The organism is Sphingobium sp. EM0848 (genome assembly GCF_013375555.1).
GTDB lineage: Bacteria > Pseudomonadota > Alphaproteobacteria > Sphingomonadales > Sphingomonadaceae > Sphingobium.
Genome location: NZ_JABXWB010000001.1, coordinates 1,843,667 through 1,860,472, shown reverse-complemented (window position 1 = coordinate 1,860,472; position 16,806 = coordinate 1,843,667). Strand labels below are relative to the sequence as shown.

General features: G+C 64.5%; 18 protein-coding genes. 7 read left to right on the top strand and 11 right to left on the bottom strand.

Features of this window, described 5'->3' with window-relative positions:
• The first annotated feature begins 12 nt into the window (after positions 1 to 12).
• Together HUK73_RS08885 and HUK73_RS08880 are read left to right on the top strand one after the other, a co-directional pair.
• Positions 13 to 330 (top strand): hypothetical protein, encoded by a 318-nt coding sequence (locus HUK73_RS08885; protein ID WP_176591580.1) that lies wholly within the window; start codon positions 13 to 15, stop codon positions 328 to 330.
• A 513-nt stretch (positions 331 to 843) separates the two neighbouring features.
• A complete protein-coding gene (locus HUK73_RS08880) occupies positions 844 to 1,659 on the top strand; it encodes a ferredoxin--NADP reductase (protein WP_176591579.1) in 816 nt (271 codons plus the stop codon).
• A gap of 98 nt (positions 1,660 to 1,757) precedes the next feature.
• Here the strand turns inward: HUK73_RS08880 and phoB are convergent, their stop codons facing one another.
• The 7 genes from phoB to HUK73_RS08845 form a co-directional block, all read right to left on the bottom strand.
• Positions 1,758 to 2,459 (bottom strand): phosphate regulon transcriptional regulator PhoB, encoded by a 702-nt coding sequence (phoB, locus tag HUK73_RS08875; protein ID WP_150290812.1) that lies wholly within the window; start codon positions 2,457 to 2,459, stop codon positions 1,758 to 1,760.
• A gap of 2 nt (positions 2,460 to 2,461) precedes the next feature.
• A complete protein-coding gene (gene phoU, locus HUK73_RS08870) occupies positions 2,462 to 3,154 on the bottom strand; it encodes a phosphate signaling complex protein PhoU (RefSeq protein WP_176591578.1) in 693 nt (230 codons plus the stop codon).
• A gap of 22 nt (positions 3,155 to 3,176) precedes the next feature.
• Complete coding sequence (gene pstB, locus HUK73_RS08865) at positions 3,177 to 3,977, bottom strand: phosphate ABC transporter ATP-binding protein PstB (protein ID WP_304413752.1); 801 nt, start codon at positions 3,975 to 3,977, stop codon at positions 3,177 to 3,179.
• A gap of 5 nt (positions 3,978 to 3,982) precedes the next feature.
• The gene (gene pstA / locus HUK73_RS08860) at positions 3,983 to 5,227 is read right to left on the bottom strand and encodes a phosphate ABC transporter permease PstA (RefSeq protein WP_176591577.1); all 1,245 of its coding nucleotides are present in this window, start codon (positions 5,225 to 5,227) and stop codon (positions 3,983 to 3,985) included.
• Positions 5,224 to 6,618 (bottom strand): phosphate ABC transporter permease subunit PstC, encoded by a 1,395-nt coding sequence (gene pstC / locus HUK73_RS08855; protein WP_176591576.1) that lies wholly within the window; start codon positions 6,616 to 6,618, stop codon positions 5,224 to 5,226. Before pstC ends, pstA begins: the two co-directional genes overlap by 4 nt.
• A 4-nt stretch (positions 6,619 to 6,622) precedes the next feature.
• On the bottom strand, positions 6,623 to 7,678 hold the full coding sequence (locus HUK73_RS08850) for a substrate-binding domain-containing protein (protein ID WP_176591575.1): 1,056 nt from the start codon (positions 7,676 to 7,678) through the stop codon (positions 6,623 to 6,625).
• 168 nt (positions 7,679 to 7,846) lie between these two features.
• Positions 7,847 to 9,100, bottom strand: coding sequence for an ATP-binding protein (locus HUK73_RS08845; RefSeq protein ID WP_176592885.1), 1,254 nt, complete (start codon positions 9,098 to 9,100; stop codon positions 7,847 to 7,849).
• 99 nt (positions 9,101 to 9,199) lie between these two features.
• Between HUK73_RS08845 and HUK73_RS08840 the strand changes: the two genes are divergently transcribed.
• The 4 genes from HUK73_RS08840 (at position 9,200) to HUK73_RS08825 (ending at position 11,821) form a co-directional block, all read left to right on the top strand.
• Entirely contained in the window at positions 9,200 to 9,625 is a 426-nt protein-coding gene (locus HUK73_RS08840; RefSeq protein ID WP_176591574.1) for a hypothetical protein, read from the top strand.
• Between the two features lie 68 nt (positions 9,626 to 9,693).
• Positions 9,694 to 9,975 (top strand): HPr-rel-A system PqqD family peptide chaperone, encoded by a 282-nt coding sequence (locus tag HUK73_RS08835; RefSeq protein WP_176592884.1) that lies wholly within the window; start codon positions 9,694 to 9,696, stop codon positions 9,973 to 9,975.
• Positions 9,972 to 10,835, top strand: coding sequence for an HprK-related kinase A (locus tag HUK73_RS08830; RefSeq protein WP_176591573.1), 864 nt, complete (start codon positions 9,972 to 9,974; stop codon positions 10,833 to 10,835). The genes HUK73_RS08835 and HUK73_RS08830 overlap by 4 nt, the downstream gene beginning before the upstream one ends.
• The gene (locus HUK73_RS08825) at positions 10,832 to 11,821 is read left to right on the top strand and encodes a nucleotidyltransferase family protein (protein WP_176591572.1); all 990 of its coding nucleotides are present in this window, start codon (positions 10,832 to 10,834) and stop codon (positions 11,819 to 11,821) included. The genes HUK73_RS08830 and HUK73_RS08825 overlap by 4 nt, the downstream gene beginning before the upstream one ends.
• Before the next feature lie 14 nt (positions 11,822 to 11,835).
• Here HUK73_RS08825 and HUK73_RS08820 read toward each other — a convergent pair whose 3' ends face one another.
• On the bottom strand, positions 11,836 to 12,462 hold the full coding sequence (locus HUK73_RS08820) for a TetR/AcrR family transcriptional regulator (protein ID WP_176591571.1): 627 nt from the start codon (positions 12,460 to 12,462) through the stop codon (positions 11,836 to 11,838).
• Positions 12,463 to 12,534: 72 nt separating this feature from the next.
• Between HUK73_RS08820 and bdcA the strand changes: the two genes are divergently transcribed.
• Complete coding sequence (gene bdcA / locus HUK73_RS08815) at positions 12,535 to 13,248, top strand: SDR family oxidoreductase (protein ID WP_176591570.1); 714 nt, start codon at positions 12,535 to 12,537, stop codon at positions 13,246 to 13,248.
• Between the two features lie 63 nt (positions 13,249 to 13,311).
• Here bdcA and HUK73_RS08810 read toward each other — a convergent pair whose 3' ends face one another.
• From HUK73_RS08810 to HUK73_RS08800, 3 genes are all read right to left on the bottom strand, one after another.
• The gene (locus HUK73_RS08810; protein WP_176591569.1) at positions 13,312 to 14,667 is read right to left on the bottom strand and encodes an amidohydrolase; all 1,356 of its coding nucleotides are present in this window, start codon (positions 14,665 to 14,667) and stop codon (positions 13,312 to 13,314) included.
• Positions 14,668 to 14,813: 146 nt separating this feature from the next.
• Positions 14,814 to 15,605 (bottom strand): 3-hydroxybutyrate dehydrogenase, encoded by a 792-nt coding sequence (locus tag HUK73_RS08805; protein ID WP_176591568.1) that lies wholly within the window; start codon positions 15,603 to 15,605, stop codon positions 14,814 to 14,816.
• Entirely contained in the window at positions 15,602 to 16,780 is a 1,179-nt protein-coding gene (locus HUK73_RS08800) for a patatin-like phospholipase family protein (RefSeq protein ID WP_176591567.1), read from the bottom strand. Before HUK73_RS08800 ends, HUK73_RS08805 begins: the two co-directional genes overlap by 4 nt.
• Positions 16,781 to 16,806: the final 26 nt, after the last annotated feature.

The window sequence follows — 16,806 nt, the reverse complement described above, 5'->3', positions numbered from 1 at the left end:
AAGGATCTTGTCATGGCCATGTTCGATGATCTTCTGGGCAATATGGGTGGGCTTGAAGCGGTCGCCGCCAAGATCGGCCTGGAGCCGGAGCAGATGCAGGCGCTGATGACCGAAATCGGCGGCAAGATCGCTTCGGGCGAAACCGATGTCGCGGCGCTGGCCACCACGGCGGCGGAGCATGGCGTGTCCGCCGACAAGTTGCAGGACCTCCTCTCGCATTTCGGTGGACCGGAGGCGATTCTGTCCAAGCTGGGCGGGCTGTTCGACCGGGATGGCGACGGTAATCCGCTCAATGAACTGGGCAATCTGGCCAAGGGCCTGTTTGGCTGAGCCGGGCGCTATCAGGTCATTTCCTGTCGCGGCATGAGAATTATTTGCAATTCTCATGCTGAAATACCCCGCATTGGGTATGCCTTTGGTTAGGCAAAGGATTATGGGCGCGCCGGGGGGCGGACGCATTTCGCGGCCGTTGGCAGGGGAAGCTACCATGATCGGAGAGATGCTGCGGGGCGGCGCTGCCGTGATGGCGATATTAAGCATCAATGGCCCGGCGGCGGGCCATTATCTGGCAGGCGAACGTACGGAGGATGGAGCTTGTGCGCGGGGCGGCGGGGTTTTTCGCGCGCCAGTGCCTGTGAATTTGGCTTGCTGCATCCCCTCCCGGCGAGCGAATTCGCGTATCTGTCCCCGGGCGTGATCGTCAGCTTTCGCGGCGACAAGTTTTTTTCACCTTGCCTTCGCGCGCCCATGGGCGCATTCGCGCTGCATAGCTTATTGCGAAACCCACGCAACTAGCGCCCCCTCCGGGCGATGGTGGTCGTGGATTTGGCAGGGGAAAAGATTTTGAACGACGTGACCATCGAAAAGCCGGCACTGGAACCGACCGGCGCGCTCTCCGTGGAAACCGTGCTGTCGGTGAAGCACTGGAACGAGCATCTGTTCAGCTTCCGCATCACGCGGCCGGCCAGCTTCCGCTTCCGTTCGGGCGAGTTCGTCATGATCGGTCTGCAGGGCGACAATGGCAAGCCGCTGCTGCGCGCCTATTCGGTCGCCAGCCCGTCCTGGGATGAGGAACTGGAATTCTTGTCGATCAAGGTTCAGGACGGTCCGCTGACTTCCAAGCTCCAACTGATCCAGCCCGGCGACCAGATCTATCTGGGCCGCAAGCCGACCGGCACGCTGGTCACGGACGCGTTGTTGCCGGGTAAGCGATTGTTCATGCTGTCGACCGGGACAGGGCTGGCGCCCTTCCTCAGCCTGGCGCGTGACCCGGACGTCTATGAATTTTACGAACAGGTCGTGGTGGTCCACTCGGTCCGCCGGGTGAGCGATCTCGCCTTCCACGACGAACTGACGGGCAAGCTGGCGGAAGACCCGCTGGTGGCCGAGCAGGCGGCGACGCAGTTCCACTATGTCCCGACCGTGACCCGCGAGCCGTTCCGCAACAATGTCCGCATCGACAAGCTGATGGAGACGGGCGCGCTGTTTGAAGGCATTCCGGGCGCGGCGAAGTTCGACCCCGAGACCGACCGGATCATGATGTGCGGCAGCATGGAGATGATCAAGCAGTTCGGCGCCTATTTCGAGGAGCAGGGCTTTGCCGAAGGCTCCAACGCCGCGCCGGGCGCCTATGTGATCGAGCGGGCCTTCGTCGGCTGATCGCTCTGTGCGCGGGTGAGAAAAAAGGGCCGGCAGTGATGCCGGCCCTTTTGCTTTGGTGACCATCCGCATTTGGTCAGACGGCCGACCTAAAGCCCTTATGCGACCCCGTCCGTATCCAGCGCATAGCCGGCCGAGCGGACGGTGCGGATGATGTCGTGATAGCGGCCATCCGCATTGATCGCCTTGCGCAGGCGGCGGATATGCACGTCGACCGTGCGCAACTCGATATCGCTGTCCTGCCCCCAGACGCTGTCGAGCAGCCGCTCGCGCGAGAAGACCCAGCCCGGATGCTCCAGGAAATGCTTCAACAACCGAAACTCGGTCGGCCCCAGCGGGATCACCTGGCCGCCGCGACGGACCTTGTGCCCCACCGTATCCATTTCGACATCTGCGAAGGTCAGCGTCTCGCCGGCCAGCGCGGGGCGCACGCGCCGCAGCACCGCGCCGACGCGGGCCACCAGTTCGCGGGGGGAGAAGGGCTTGGTGACATAATCGTCCGCGCCGGTTTCCAGGCCCCGGACGCGATCCTCTTCCTCGCCGCGCGCGGTCAGCATGATGATCGGAACATTGGCCGTGCCGTTCATGCGGCGCAGGCGGCGGCAGACCTCGATCCCCGACAGGCTTTCCACCATCCAGTCGAGCAGCACGATATCGGGCACATTTTCCTGTGCCATCAGCAGCGCTTCCTCACCGTCGACGGTGTGCGAAACCTCAAAATCCTCACGTTTGAAGTGCCAGATGAGCAATTCCGCCAGCGCGGCGTCATCCTCCACCAGAAGCATTTTCGCCCGGGCCATGCTCAGTCCTCCTGGCTCTGGCCGCCGCGCTCGCGCTCGGGCGCGATATTGCCCGTCGCGGCGTAATAGACCATTTCCGCCACGTTCGTGGCATGATCGCCGATGCGTTCGATATTCTTGGCGATGAACAGCAGATGCGCGCATTCACTGATCGTCTTGGGATTTTCGACCATGAAGGTGACGAGCGTGCGGAAGACGCTGTTGTAGAAATCGTCCACCACCGTATCGCGCTCGATCACGGCAAGGGCCAGGTCCGCATTGCGCGCGGCAAAGGCGTTCAGCGCATCCTGCACCATCTCACCCGCGACCTGGCCCATGGAAGGGAGAAGGGCGATCGGTTCCTGTGTGCGCGGATTGGCGGACATCAGCGGCACGCGCTTGGCGATGTTCTTCGCATAGTCGCCGATGCGTTCGACCACGCCGACGATCTTGAGCGCGGCGATCACGTCGCGCAGGTCGTTCGCCATCGGAGCGCGCAGGGCGATGATCTCGATGGCCAGCTTTTCGACTTCCGCCTCGATGGCGTCAATGCGCTTGTCCTCGGCGACGACGTCCGCCGCCATCACCTTGTCGTGGCGTTGCAGCGCGAGCATCGCTTTTTCGATCGCCTCTTCCGCGCGACCGCCCATTTCGGCGATCAGACCGCGGAGCTTGTCCATTTCCTGGTCGAACGCCTTGATCGTATGTTCTGCCATTTTCTTGTCTCTCTCGCCCTGATCAGCCGTAGCGTCCGGTGATGTAATCCTTCGTCCGTTCCTGCTTTGGATTGGTGAAGATGTCCGAAGTCACACCATATTCGACCAGATCGCCCAGATGGAAAAAGGCGGTCCGCTGCGACACGCGGGCGGCCTGTTGCATATTGTGGGTGACGATCACGATGGCATAGCGGCCGCGCAGTTCGTGGATCAGTTCCTCGATCTTGGCGGTCGCGATGGGGTCGAGCGCCGAGCAGGGCTCGTCCATCAGGATGACTTCGGGTTCCACCGCGATGGCCCGGCCGATGCAGAGGCGCTGCTGCTGGCCGCCCGACAGGGCGGTGCCGCTGTCATGCAATCGGTCCTTCACTTCGTCCCAAAGGCCCGCGCGGCGCAGCGATTTCTCGACGATCACGTCCAGATCCGCCTTGCCATGGGCGAGGCCGTGGATGCGCGGCCCATAGGCGATATTTTCATAGATCGACTTGGGGAAGGGATTGGGCTTCTGGAACACCATGCCGACACGGGCGCGCAGTTGCACCACGTCCATGCTGGGGGCGTAGATGTCCTCGCCATCCAGCGTGATCGTACCCTCGACGCGAGCGCTCGACACCGTATCGTTCATGCGGTTGAGCGTTCGCAGGAAGGTCGACTTGCCGCAGCCCGACGGGCCGATGAAGGCAGTGACATTGTCCATGTCGACATCGATCGACACGCCCTTGATCGCCTGCTTTTCGCCGTAGAAGACCTTGACGTCGCGCGCCGTCATCTTGGTTTCGACGGCGGGCGTCACATTTTGCTGTTCATGGATCATGGCTGTCATCGCGGTTACCACCGCCTTTCGAACTTGTTGCGCAGGTAGATGGCGAGGCCGTTCATCGCGAGCAGGAACACCAGCAGCACGATGATGGCGGCGGAAGTCTTTTCGACAAAGCCCTTGGAGACTTCATCCGACCAGAGGAAGATCTGCACGGGCAGCACGGTTGCCGGATCGGTGATGCCGCCCGGCGGCGTGGCGATGAAGGCGCGCATGCCGATCATCAGCAGCGGCGCGGTTTCGCCTAGGGCGCGGGCCATGCCGATGATGGTGCCGGTCAGGATGCCGGGCAGGGCCAGCGGCAGAACATGATGGAACACCACCTGCACGGGGGAAGCGCCCACGCCGAGCGCCGCGTCGCGGATGCTGGGCGGCACCGACTTGATGGCGTTGCGGCCTGCGATGACGATGACCGGCATGGTCATCAGCGCCAGCGTCATGCCGCCGACCAGCGCGGCCGAGCGCGGCAGGTGCAGGAAATTGAGGAAGATCGACAGGCCCAGCAGGCCGAAAATGATCGAAGGGACGGCGGCGAGATTGTTGATCGACACTTCGATGATGTCGGTCATCCAGTTCTTGCGCGCATATTCCTCCAGATAGACGGCCGTGGCGACACCCACCGGGAAGCTCAATGCCAGCGTCACCAGCATGGTCAGCAACGAACCCTTGAACGCGCCCCAGATGCCGACCTGCGTCGGATCGGTGCCGTCGCTGGCGCTGAGGAAGCTCCAGTTGAAGCCGGTGTCGAGCAGGCCCGCCTTCGTCAGCCTGTCCACCGCTGCCTCAGCCTCAGGTGAGCCTTTGCTCTTGGCGGCCAGATCGATGGTGGTGGCGGCAGGCAGGTCGATCGTCTCGGTGCGCGAAAGGATCTTGGGATCGGCCTTGATCCGATCGCGCAGCACGGTCCAGGCGGTGGGCGAAACCCATTCCTCGGCATCCGCGCCAAGGGCCTTCTTCACGACCTCGCCCGTCACCATCGGCAGATTGGCATTGGCCAGCGCCTGATCGGTGATGGCATTGGGGTCGAGCAGCAGCGGGGAGGCGGGGAAGTCGATCTTCACCGCGATCTCGGTCCGGGTGAAACCGCGCACGCCATTGCCGATCATGGTGAACAGCAGGAAGGCGAGGAAGGCAGCGCTGATGCCGACGGCCAGCAGGCCCGCCAGCTTGAAGCGGCGCTCGGCGGCATAGCGCCGGGCGATCCGCCTGCGCATCGCGTCCGACTTCCAGTCGGTGGGGTTGCGTGTCGCGCTCATTCGTAAGCCTCGCGATATTTCTTCACGACCCGCAGGGCCACGATGTTGAGCAACAGGGTGACGATGAACAGCACCAGACCCAGGGCAAAGGCGGCCAGCGTCTTGGCGCTGTCGAATTCCTGGTCGCCGGTCAGCAGCTGGACGATCTGAGTCGTCACCGTCGTCACGCTGGCAAAGGGGTTGAGGGTGAGATTGGCGGCAAGGCCGGCGGCCATCACCACGATCATGGTTTCACCGATGGCGCGGCTGACGGCCAGCAGCACGCCGCCAACCACGCCGGGCAGGGCGGCGGGGATCAGCACGCGGCTGATCGTCTCGCTGGTGGTGGCGCCCATGGCCAAGCTGCCGTCGCGCATCGATTGCGGCACGGCGGCGATGCTGTCGTCCGCCATGGAGGAGACGAAGGGAATGATCATCACGCCCATCACCAGACCGGCGGCCAGCGCGCTTTCGGACGAAGCGCCGTGGATGCCGATCTTCACCGCGAAATCGCGCAGCGCAGGGGCCACGGTCAACGCCGCGAAATAGCCGTAGACCACGGTGGGTACGCCCGCGAGCACTTCGAGGATCGGCTTCATCCACTTGCGGACCGTCGGGCTGGCATATTGGGTCAGATAGATCGCGCTCATCAGGCCGAGCGGGATGGCGACGACCATGGCGATGATCGCGCCGATGAAGATCGTGCCCCAGAAGAGCGGCACCGCGCCAAAGGCATTGTCATTGCCATAGCCGAGCGCGGCGGACTGAGGGCTCCATTTGGCGCCGAACAGGAAATCGATCGGACTGACCATGGAGAAGAAGCGGAAGCTTTCCCACAGCAGCGATGCGACGATGCCCAGCGTGGTGATGATCGCCAGCAGCGATGCGATCAGCAAGGTCGCCATCACCAGCCGCTCGACCCGCGTGCGCGCCCGGAAGTCGGGGCGGACGCGGGTGAAGGCATAGGCCCCGCCGGCAAAGGCGAGCACGAGCGCCAGCGCGGCGCCCGCCATGCCATATTTGCCGATGGCGGCCTCATAGGGTTCGACAAGGCCCTGCGAGAGCGGATTGAACGCCCCCGCCTGCGCGCCCGTGGCGATCGCCCGCGCTTCGCCGAGGATGGCGGAGCGGGAGAAATCGTCGGCGGGCAGGCTGTGCGCCGCCGGGCTGTTCAGCACATCCTGGGTGATAAGGCCGGGGGCGACATTCGCCCAGACCGCCAGGAAGATACCGGCCGGCACCAGCGTCCAGAGCGCGACATACCAGCCATGATAGCCCGGAAGGCTGTGCACGGCGTCGCGGCGGCCCGAAGCCCGTGCGGCGGTTTGCAACCGCATCGCACGGGCGCGGGCGCTGACCCAGGCGATGGCGCCCAGGCCTGCCAGCAGCAGGAGAGTTGCAGGACCTGTCATTTTCTTACTTCAACTGCGAACCGTCGAGCACGGGCAGCGACTTGACTGCCTCGGCGCTGGCCTTGCGCACGGCGTCGGGCGCCGCGACCATGCCACGCTTGATCAGCGGACCATTGGGTTCCCAGTTGGCGGCGAAGGTGTTGAGATAAGCCTGAAGGCCGGGGATCGCGGTCATATGCGCCTTCTTCACATAGATGAAGAGGGGGCGGGCGCCCGGATAGGTGCCGGTCGACACGGTTTCATAGGTCGCCGCGATGCCGTTGATCGGCACGTCCTTCAGCGTGTCCTTATTCTCTTCCAGATAGCTGAAGCCGAAGACGCCCAGCGCATTGGGGTTGGCGGCCAGCTTCTGGACGATCAGATTGTCGTTTTCGCCCGAGTCCACATATTTGCCGTCCTCGCGGATGCGGGTGCAGGTGGCCTTGAACTCGTCCTCGCTCTTCTTCTTGAGCGCTTCCATCGCCGGATCGGTCTCGCAGCCCTTGGTCAGGATCAGCTCAGCGAGCGAGTCGCGCGTGCCGCTGGTCGAGGGCGGGCCGAAGACGGAGATGGCCGTGGCGGGCAGGCTGGGGTCGACATCCTTCCACGTCTGGGCCTTGTTCGGACCCTTGCCGTAGGGATTGGCGGCCAGCGCTTCATAGACAATCTTGGGGGTCAGCTGGAAGCCGGGCCCCTTGTTCGATTCCGCGAAGGCAAGGCCGTCGACGCCGACCTGGATTTCGACGATGTCCTTGACGCCATTCTTCTGGCAGTCCTCGAATTCCTTCTTCTTCATCCGGCGCGACGCGTCCGCGATATCGGGATGCTGGGCGCCGACGCCCGCGCAGAACAGCTTCATGCCGCCGCCGGTGCCGGTCGATTCGATGATCGGCGACTTCATGCCGGGATTGCCTTGGACGAACATTTCCGCGACCGCCGTGGCAAAGGGATAGACGGTGGAGGAGCCGACCGCGCGAATCTGGTCGCGGGTGCCGCCGGCCGCGCCGCCGGACTGCTGGCCGCAGCCAGCGAGAGTAAGTGCGGCCGCAGCGGTCGCAGCAAGCAGAGCGATATGTTTCACGGAACGTCTCCTTCGTCAAAAGGCCGCGATTCGCCGTCGCTGCCCCCCTCTGGGCATGCGCCGTAACCTCGGTACGTCGCGGCTTTGTGACAATTGAATTGCACTTTTATGACAATGCGGCCGGAGGCGCGAGCCATCCCCGCCTTTTTTATTCAAGTTATTGTTTACTCAGGCCCTTGCCGCGAGTGCCTTTTCCTCCACCGCCATCCGGGGCAGCAGAATGGTGATCGTGGTCCCCTTGCCCAGCACGCTGGCAATGTCGAGCCGGCCGCGATGGCGCTCCACGATATGCTTGACGATGGCGAGGCCAAGGCCGGTGCCGCCCACCGCCCGGCTGCGGCCGGAGTCGACGCGATAGAAGCGCTCGGTCAGGCGGGGGAGGTGATCCGGGCCGATGCCTTCGCCCTCATCCGCGACGCCGAGCCGTAACATGCCGTTGGGACCGTCCATCAGCATCACGCGGATCGGTGTCCCCGCGCGGCCATATTTGACCGAATTGCCGATCAGATTGTGAAGCAGTTGCGACAGTTGCGCCCGGTCGCCCTGCACGGCGGGCAGGTCCGGGGCGATCTCCATCTCGACCTCGCGGCCCCGTTCGCCATGGCTGGAGCGGAACACGCCGACCACTTCGGCCACCAGCCCCGACAGGTCGACGGCGCAGTCGGGCACGCGATATTTCTCCGCCTCGATCCGGGAAAGGGAGATGAGATCGTCGATCAACCGCTGCATCCGCCGCGCCTCGCCGTCCATGATCGCAAGGAAGCGTTTGCGCGTTTCCACATCGCGGCCCAGATCAGGGTCGGCCAGCGTTTCGATGAAACCCAATATCCCGGCCAGCGGGGTGCGCAGTTCGTGGCTGGCATTGGCGACGAAATCGACGCGCATCTTTTCGGCGGCATGGGCGCCGCTGTGATCGGCCAGATGCACCAGCCGCCGGACCTGTCCCGGCTCACCCACCGGCGCGATGCGCATCTGCCAGCGTTGATCGCGGGTGCCCAGACCCACCAGTTCGATCATCACCGGCTCTGCCATGGGCGCCAGGCTGGCAAGCCGTTCGGCGGCAGCGGGATGGCGGATGGCGATGCGCGCATCCTCCCCCTCGATATGCGCGCCCAGCAGGCGTTTCGCGGCGCGGTTGGCGGACAGGATTCGGCCCCGCTCGATCAGCATCAGCGGGTCGGAAATGCCCTCCAGCAATCCGCGCGCATCGGGATGGGCGACGATGTCGGGCACTTCCATGACCGCCGATGTCGGCTTTTCGGCGCGGCCGTTGCCGCCAGCGGCGATGATCAGGATTACCAGCCCCGCCAGCACCGGCAGGATGATGTGAAGCGGTTTCGCGCCGATCATCAACGCGCCGCCGGTCGTCAGCAACAGGACAGCGAGCGAAGCGGTGATCTGGGATGTCGAGAGGCGATTCATGGTTACCATGGTTGGATATTGGGCGCATTTGCTGCAAAGCCTGTCGCAATAGCGTGCAATTTTTACATTTTGGCAAGCGCGATAGCGGATCAGGATGACATGAGCGAGCCATTGCCACCCGAGAAGAATGCCGAATCGCCCGATGCCGGGTTGAATCCGGCCGTTCCTTCGCGCCGTCAGTTGCTGATGGGCGGAGCGGTGGCGGCATCCGCCATTGTGTCGATCCGCCCGGCACTGGCCAACACCGCGGCTTCGGTGCTCAATTGCACGATCCCGGTGCCGGATCAGGGCCGTTCGGGCAATTATATCGCGCCCAATGGTCAGGTCGTGCCTGCGGGCACGCAGGGGGCCTTTCCCGGCGCCGGACATGGCTTTACCGGGGAGCAGGTGAAGCAGGCGCTGCGCGGCGGTCGCCTGCCGGGCACCGGCTATGACCAGAATCAGGCCTATCTGAACTATATCCGCCGTCTCCAGTCGGGGGCGAGCGGCTTTACCTGCTACGCATCGCTGCAAATGCCGCGTTAGGCACTTGGCTACTCCTTTGCCCTAAGGGTGGCGGGACGCTCCCACTCCTGGAAGGCCATTTCGTGACCATGCCCCGCCGCTATTGCCAGGACAGCCCCGACGCCACTGCGTCCTGTGTGCTGGACGACATGGTGCTGCTCTACCATCGCCCCTCGGGGCAGACCCATATGGTCATCAGCCCGGTGCCGGAGATTTTGGCGACGCTGGACGATGGTGCGGCGCTGACGGCGGGCGAGGTCCTCGGCCAGTTGGCCCGGCTCTACGATCTGGGTGCGACGGAAGAGGCGCTGCCGCAGGTCGAGGCGCATCTCGTGGAACTGACGGCCCTGGGACTGGTGCGCGTCGCGTGAAGCACGCGCTCTCCCTGAAGATCGGTCCCGCGACCTTCCGCATCGGATCGGCCTGGCGACAGCCGGTCGAGGCACTGGCGCGGCTCTATGCCGATTATCCCGCGCCTGCGGACGAGATTGCCGATTTCACCGTCCGGCTGGAGCCGACCAGCCCTTTCCGGCGCTGGTTTCGGCCGTCCATCTTCATCACCGGCGATCATGGGCTGGCCGATGCCGCGCCGATGAGCCTTGCCCATGGCCTGCTGGCGGCGGAAATGGGGATGAACCTGCAAATGGCGCTGGGCTGGCGGCGGCATCTGCTGCTGCACGCATCCAGCGTGGAGAAGGGCGGTCGGGTGTTGGTGATGACCGGCGAGTCCGGTTCCGGCAAGTCCACCCTGGCCGCGCAACTGGGGGAGCGGGGCTGGCGGCTGATGGGCGATGAGTTCGCGCTGCTCGATCTGGAAACTGGGGCGATCTTCCCCTTTCCGCGCCTTGTCTCGCTCAAGAACCGTGCCATCGACGTGCTGGCGGCGGAGGCTCCGCCGGGGCGCATGGGACCGCTGCTCGCGGGGACGGCGAAGGGGGATATCCGCCACCTCGTTCCTCGCGGCGATGCGGTCGGACGGATGAGCGAGGGGGCTTTGCCCGCGCTGCTGCTGTTTCCGCGTTTCGGTCATGCGACGGATGTACGGGCCGTGGGACAGGGTGAGATCTTCATGCGGTTGACCCAGGCGTCGACCAATTATGTCGCACTGGGCGAGCCGGGCTTCGCGGCGCTGACCCGCTTCGTCCGGAATGTCCCGGCACGCGCCATCGACTTTCCGTCTGGCGGTGAAGCCATCGCTCTGGTCGAGCGGCTTTGGGAGGATCTGGCATGAGCGCGCGGCTGCTGGTGCGGGCGTTGCGCGATCCCGGCGGTGTCGCGGCTCTGGATGGGCGGGGTTGGAACAGCCTGATCGCCATGGCGCGGGCGGAGCGGCTGATCGGCACGCTGGCCCTGCGGATCGGGGAGCGACCCGTGCCCATGGCGGTGCGGCCGATCCTGATGGATGCGCGGGCCGATGCGGAACGGGAGGCGCGGCAGGCGCTATGGGAAGCGGATCGGGCTGCGGAAGCGCTGGCGGGGCTGGGCGTACCGGTCGTGCTGCTCAAGGGTACGGCCTATGCGGCGGCGGGGCTGAGCGCGGGCCAAGGGCGCTTCATCGGCGATCTCGACATATTGGTCCCGCGCGAGGCGATGAAGGATGTCGAGCAGGCCCTGATCGGCGCGGGATGGGAATGGGTGAAGGACGACCCCTATGACGACGCCTATTATCGGCAGTGGATGCATGAACTGCCGCCGATGATCCATGCCAGCCGGGACCGGATGATCGATGTGCATCATACCGTCCTGCCGCTGACGGCGCGGCAGACGCCGGACGCGGCGGCGATGCTGGCCGATGCGGTTCCCATTACCAATGAGTTATATATGCTCTGCCCGGAGGACCGGGTTTGCCATGCGGTGGCGCATCTGCTGGCCGATGGCGATTTGGCGGGCGGGTTGCGCAATCTTTGGGACATATATTGCCTGCTCGACGGGATCGATCCCGCGGCGCTGGAAGCGCGCGCGGCGCGGCATGGCCTTGTGCGGCATGTGCGGCAGGCGCAGCGGCTGGCGGCGGCGCTCTATGGCGCGGGTGGGCGGCTGACGCTGTGGGACCGGATCGTCGCGGCGCGGCTGTTGGCACGGGACGGATGGGGGCGGGAAAGGCGCAAGCTGCTCGGCTTTGCCTTTTATGTGCGCTCGCACTGGCTGCGGATGCCGCCTGTCATGCTGGCGCGCCATCTGTTGACCAAATGGCGCAAGGGGCATCGCCCTGCCTGAAGCGCGCTGCATCGTTATTGCACAAAACCGGTCCCCGTTTTGTGCAGGATGCTCTGGCTGAGCGTTGCCCCAAGGGCGAGCGCAGCCATGTCCGCGACGGCCAGCAGGCGTTCGGCGGATTTCCCGGCACGGGCGTCGGAGGACAGGCCGGACATGATCGTCACCATATAATCGGCCACTCTTTCCGCCTTGTCCGGGTGGGTGGGCGCGATGAAATCCACGATCCGCTGCATGCTGGCCTCCTTCCGGATGCGGGCATGGGCGGCGGCATCGGGGTCGCTGCCGCGAGCGCCCTCCAGCACGAGGCATCCCGCCGCCAAAGGATTGGCAGCGTAGATGCGGGCGGCTTCGCGCAGTAATTGGGCAAGCGCTTGCGCCGGTGGGGCGCCGGGGACCAGCAGTTCATCGACCGGCAGCGCTGAACGCGCATAGCGGGCCAGCACCTGATCGAACAATGCGGTCTTGTCCCCGAAGGCGGCGTAAAGGCTGGGCGGATTGATGCCCATGGCCTGAGCCAACGCGGCGACGCCGACTCCTTCATAACCGTGCAGATGAAACAGTGCCTGGGCAGCGTCCAGCGCCGCTTCCTTGTCGAAGGCGCGGGGGCGGCCACGGGCTTTGGATTTTTCTTTAATGACCACTACAAAATTCCTTGACCTTCTCGCTTGGTGATTTATATAGCGATCATTACAAATTTAACAAGGAATCCCTCCATGACTGATTTCTCGAACAAGAAGGTGCTTGTCCTGGGCGGCAGCCGGGGCATTGGCGCGGCCATCGTCCGCCGCTTCGCGCACGATGGCGCGACGGTCGCCTTCACCTATGCCGGGTCGCACGACGCGGCGCAGGTGCTGGCGGGCGAGACGGGGTCCAGGGCAATCCGTTCCGACGCAGCGGACCGGCAGGCGGTGATCGAAGTGGTGAGCGGCGAAGGTCCGCTCGATATATTGGTGGTGAATGCGGGTGCCCTCGTGATGGGCGATCCGCTGACGCTGGATGCCGATGCGGTCGACCGGATGATCGATATCAATGTCCGCGCACCCTATCATGCAGCGGTGGAGGCTGCGCGGCGGATGCCCGATGGCGGGCGCATCATCGTGATCGGGTCGACCAACGGCGACCGCATGCCGTTCGCGGGTGGGGCGGCCTATGCGCTGACCAAGTCGGCGCTTCAGGGTCTGGCACGGGGTTTGGCGCGTGATTTCGGGGCACGGGGGATCACCGTCAACATCATCCAGCCGGGACCGACCGACACCGACATGAATCCGGCCGATGGCCCGATGAGCGCGATGATGCACGATTTCATGGCGATCAAGCGCCACGCGACGGGAGAGGAGATTGCCGGACTGGCGGCCTATCTGGCCGGACCGGAAGCGGGCATCGTCACCGGCGCGATGCACACGATCGACGGCGGCTTTGCGGCGTAGGAAAGCGAACCATCCTCCCCATCGCGATGGGGAGGATCTGAAAAGATCAGCCTTCCTGGCCGTTCAATTCCGCTTCAATATGTTCATCGCCAGCACGGTCATCGCTTCGCTGGCGGTGGCGATCACCTTGTCCGCCTCCGGCGCCCAGAACGGGCTGTGCAGGGAGGGAAGGGTGATTTCGCCCGCTTCGGCCTTGGCCATCTGGTCCGCAGGGACGCCGCCCACCCAAAAGATGAAGCTGTTGATGCTCTTGTCGGCGCGGTAATAGCGGCCAAAATCCTCACCCGCCATGGACGGCTTTGTTTCTGTCACCGTGCCTGCGGGGAAATGCGCCTTCAGCACATCCGCCATCTGGTTCGCAAAGACGGGCGGATTGTAGGTGGAGGGGGTGAATTCGTCCTTCACCGAAACCACCGGCATCCTGTCGTCGGAAATACCGGCCGCAATGGCTTCGCCACGGGCGATGCGCTCTATGCCGTGGATCAGCTTTTCGCGGGTCTGGTCGGAATAGCTGCGCACGGTCAGCAACAGCTTCGCGTCATCGGGGATGACATTATGCTTGGCGCCGCCCATGAAGCTGCCCACCGTGACCACGGCGGGGTCGAACGGGTCCTGTTCCCGGCTGACCAGCGTTTGCAGCGAGGTCACGATCCGCGCGCCCAGCACGATCGGGTCGCGGGTGGTTTGCGGATAGGCGCCATGGCCGCCCGTGCCCCGCACCAGCAGGTCGACGCTGTCGACATTGGCGAGCGCGAAGCCGGGCGTGTAGCCGATCTTGCCCGCCTCCAGATTGGCCGCGTCGTGGAAGGCGATGGCATGGGTCGGGCGGGGGAAACGGGTATAAAGCCCGTCCTCCAGCATCAGCCGGGCACCGCGCCCCACTTCCTCGGCGGGCTGCAGGATCATGACCAAAGTGCCCTTCCACTGGTCCTTCATGGAAGACAGAAGGCGCGCCGTCTCGATGAAGGCGGTCATGTGCGTGTCATGGCCGCAGGCGTGCATCACGCCGGTTTCGGTGCCGTCGGCGGTCTTGGCCTTGACCTTGGAGGCAAATTCCAGCCCGGTCTGTTCGGTGACGGGCAGCGCGTCCATATCGGCACGGATCAGCAGTACCGGGCCGGACCCGTTTTTCAGCACCGCGACGACGCCGGTGCCGCCGACCCTGTCGGTGACGTCGAACTTCATGGCCTTGAGACGGCGGGCGAGCTTGGCGGCGGTGGCGGTTTCCTGTTCCGACAGTTCAGGATTGGCGTGCAGGTCGCGATAGAGCGTCATCAGCCCGTCCATGTCCTTCGCGATGGTCGTCGCGATGGCATTGGGCTGCGGGGCAGCAGCGGCGGGCGTTCCCGCTTTGGTCTGCCCATGGGCAACAGAGGAAAGACTGGCGGCGGCCATGATGGCCGTCAACGCATGACGCATCGATATGTTCTCCCTGGAAGGCGAGGGGAGCATAGGAAGAATTTATCGACCTTTTAAGGGTGATTATGCGGCAGTTGCGAAACAAACATCCTCCTCCCCGGATGGGGAGGAGGAAAAGAGGCCGTCACGAGGCCGTCACGAGGCCGTCACTGGGCGGTCCAGCCGCCGTCGATGCTCATATTCGCGCCGGTGATGTTGGCGGCGGCATCGCTGCACAGGTAAAGCGCCATGGACGCCACCTGCTCGACCGTCACGAACTGCTTGGTCGGCTGCCCGGCGAGCAGCACGTCGTTCATCACCTGCTCGCGGGTCATGTTGCGCGCCTTCATCGTGTCGGGGATCTGGTTTTCCACCAGCGGCGTCCAGACATAGCCCGGCGAAATGCAGTTGGCCGTCACGCCGAAGGTCGCCAGTTCCAGCGCCAGCGTCTTGGTGAAGCCCGCCAGCCCGTGCTTCGCCGTCACATAGGCGCTCTTGAAGGGGGATGCGGTGAGCGAATGGGCGGAGGCCGTCTGGATGATCCGGCCCCACTTCTTTTCCTTCATGGTGGGAATGGCGAGGCGGGAGGTATGGAAGGCGCTGGTCAGGTTCAGCGCGATGATGAGGTTCCACTTGTCGACCGGGAACTCCTCCACCGGCGCGACATGCTGCATCCCGGCATTGTTGATGAGGATGTCGACGCCGCCAAAGGCATCCGCCGCTTCCTTCATCATCGCCTCGATCTGGTCGACCTTGGTCAAGTCATGGCCGCTGTAGAGCGCCCTGGCGCCGCTCAGGCCCTCCAGCCCGACCCGCTCCTTCTCGATCGCATCCGCGTCGCCGAAGCCGTTGATGACGACATTGGCGCCTTCCCCGGCCAGCGCCTTGGCATAGGCGAGGCCAATGCCGGAGGTCGATCCGGTTATGAGGGCGGTTTTGCCGGAAAGCGATTTGCTCATGCCTGCTTCTCCTTGAGATGGTCGGGGGCGTCGAGGTCGAAGGTGGAGCTTTTCCCGTTGACGATGTTGCGGGCGATCAGGTCGCCCTTGTGCATCACTTCCTCCACCGCGTCGCGGCCCTGCGACCAGTGGTCCAGCATGGTGGAGCGGGAAAATTCGAAATCGCGGGCACCGCTTTCCCAGGCGCGGCTGCGATAGATCAGGTGAACGATATTGACCGATCCCACGTCCAGGAACTGGCGCAGACGCTGGGCGTCGGCATCGTCCTGCAATTCGGGGGGCAGCTTGTCGAGCAGGGCGCGGATCGCCTTATGCTCCTTGCGCAGCCGCAGATACTGGTCCGTCACCTGCCGGGTGCGGCTGGAATATTGGATGTCCTTGGTGCGCGAATAGACGTCCGTCATCTGCCGGGGCATCGGACCTTCGGCGGGGAACAGATCGACCTGGAACACCAGCATGTCGTCGGTCTGGTGATCCAGCACATGGGCGAGCGGGGTGTTGGAGACGATGCCACCGTCCCAATACCAGCGCCCGTCGATCTCGACCGGCGGCAGGCCGGGGGGCAGGGCGCCCGACGCCATGATGTGCCGTGCGTCGATTCGCGTGTTGCCGCCGGGACCGCGCGTGTCCCAATAGGCGAAATTGCCGCTTTCCACGTCCACCGCGCCGACCGACAGGCGCACCGGCCCGTCATTCAGCAGATCCCAGTCGACGCAGGCGTTCAGCGTCTCCCTGAGCGGCGCACTGTCATAGAAGCTGATCGCGCCCGGCGTGCCCTCCGGCATCAATGGCGCGGGCCACAGGCGCGGACGGAACATGCCCGGCACGCCGAAGGTCGCGACCGTGCCCGCCGCCATCAGATGGGCGGCTTCACGGATATGGTTGATTTCGGGCAGGACGATATTGGGCATGCCGCCCGATACGGTCAGCCAGAATTTCTTGAGGCGGTTGAGCCGCTTGTGCGGCGGATTCCCGGCGATGATGGCGGCGTTGACCGCGCCGATGGAGATGCCCGCGACCCAGCTGACGTCGATTCCCAATTCGTCGAGTCGTTGATAGACGCCCGCCTGGAAGGAACCGAGCGCGCCGCCGCCCTGCAGCAAAAGGGCGACTTCGCGGGGGAGAGGCAGCGGTGTATTGGCGCGGTGGCGCGGTTGAGGTTCGGTATCGGCCATGTCGCAGTGCAATATAGAGTTCTCCA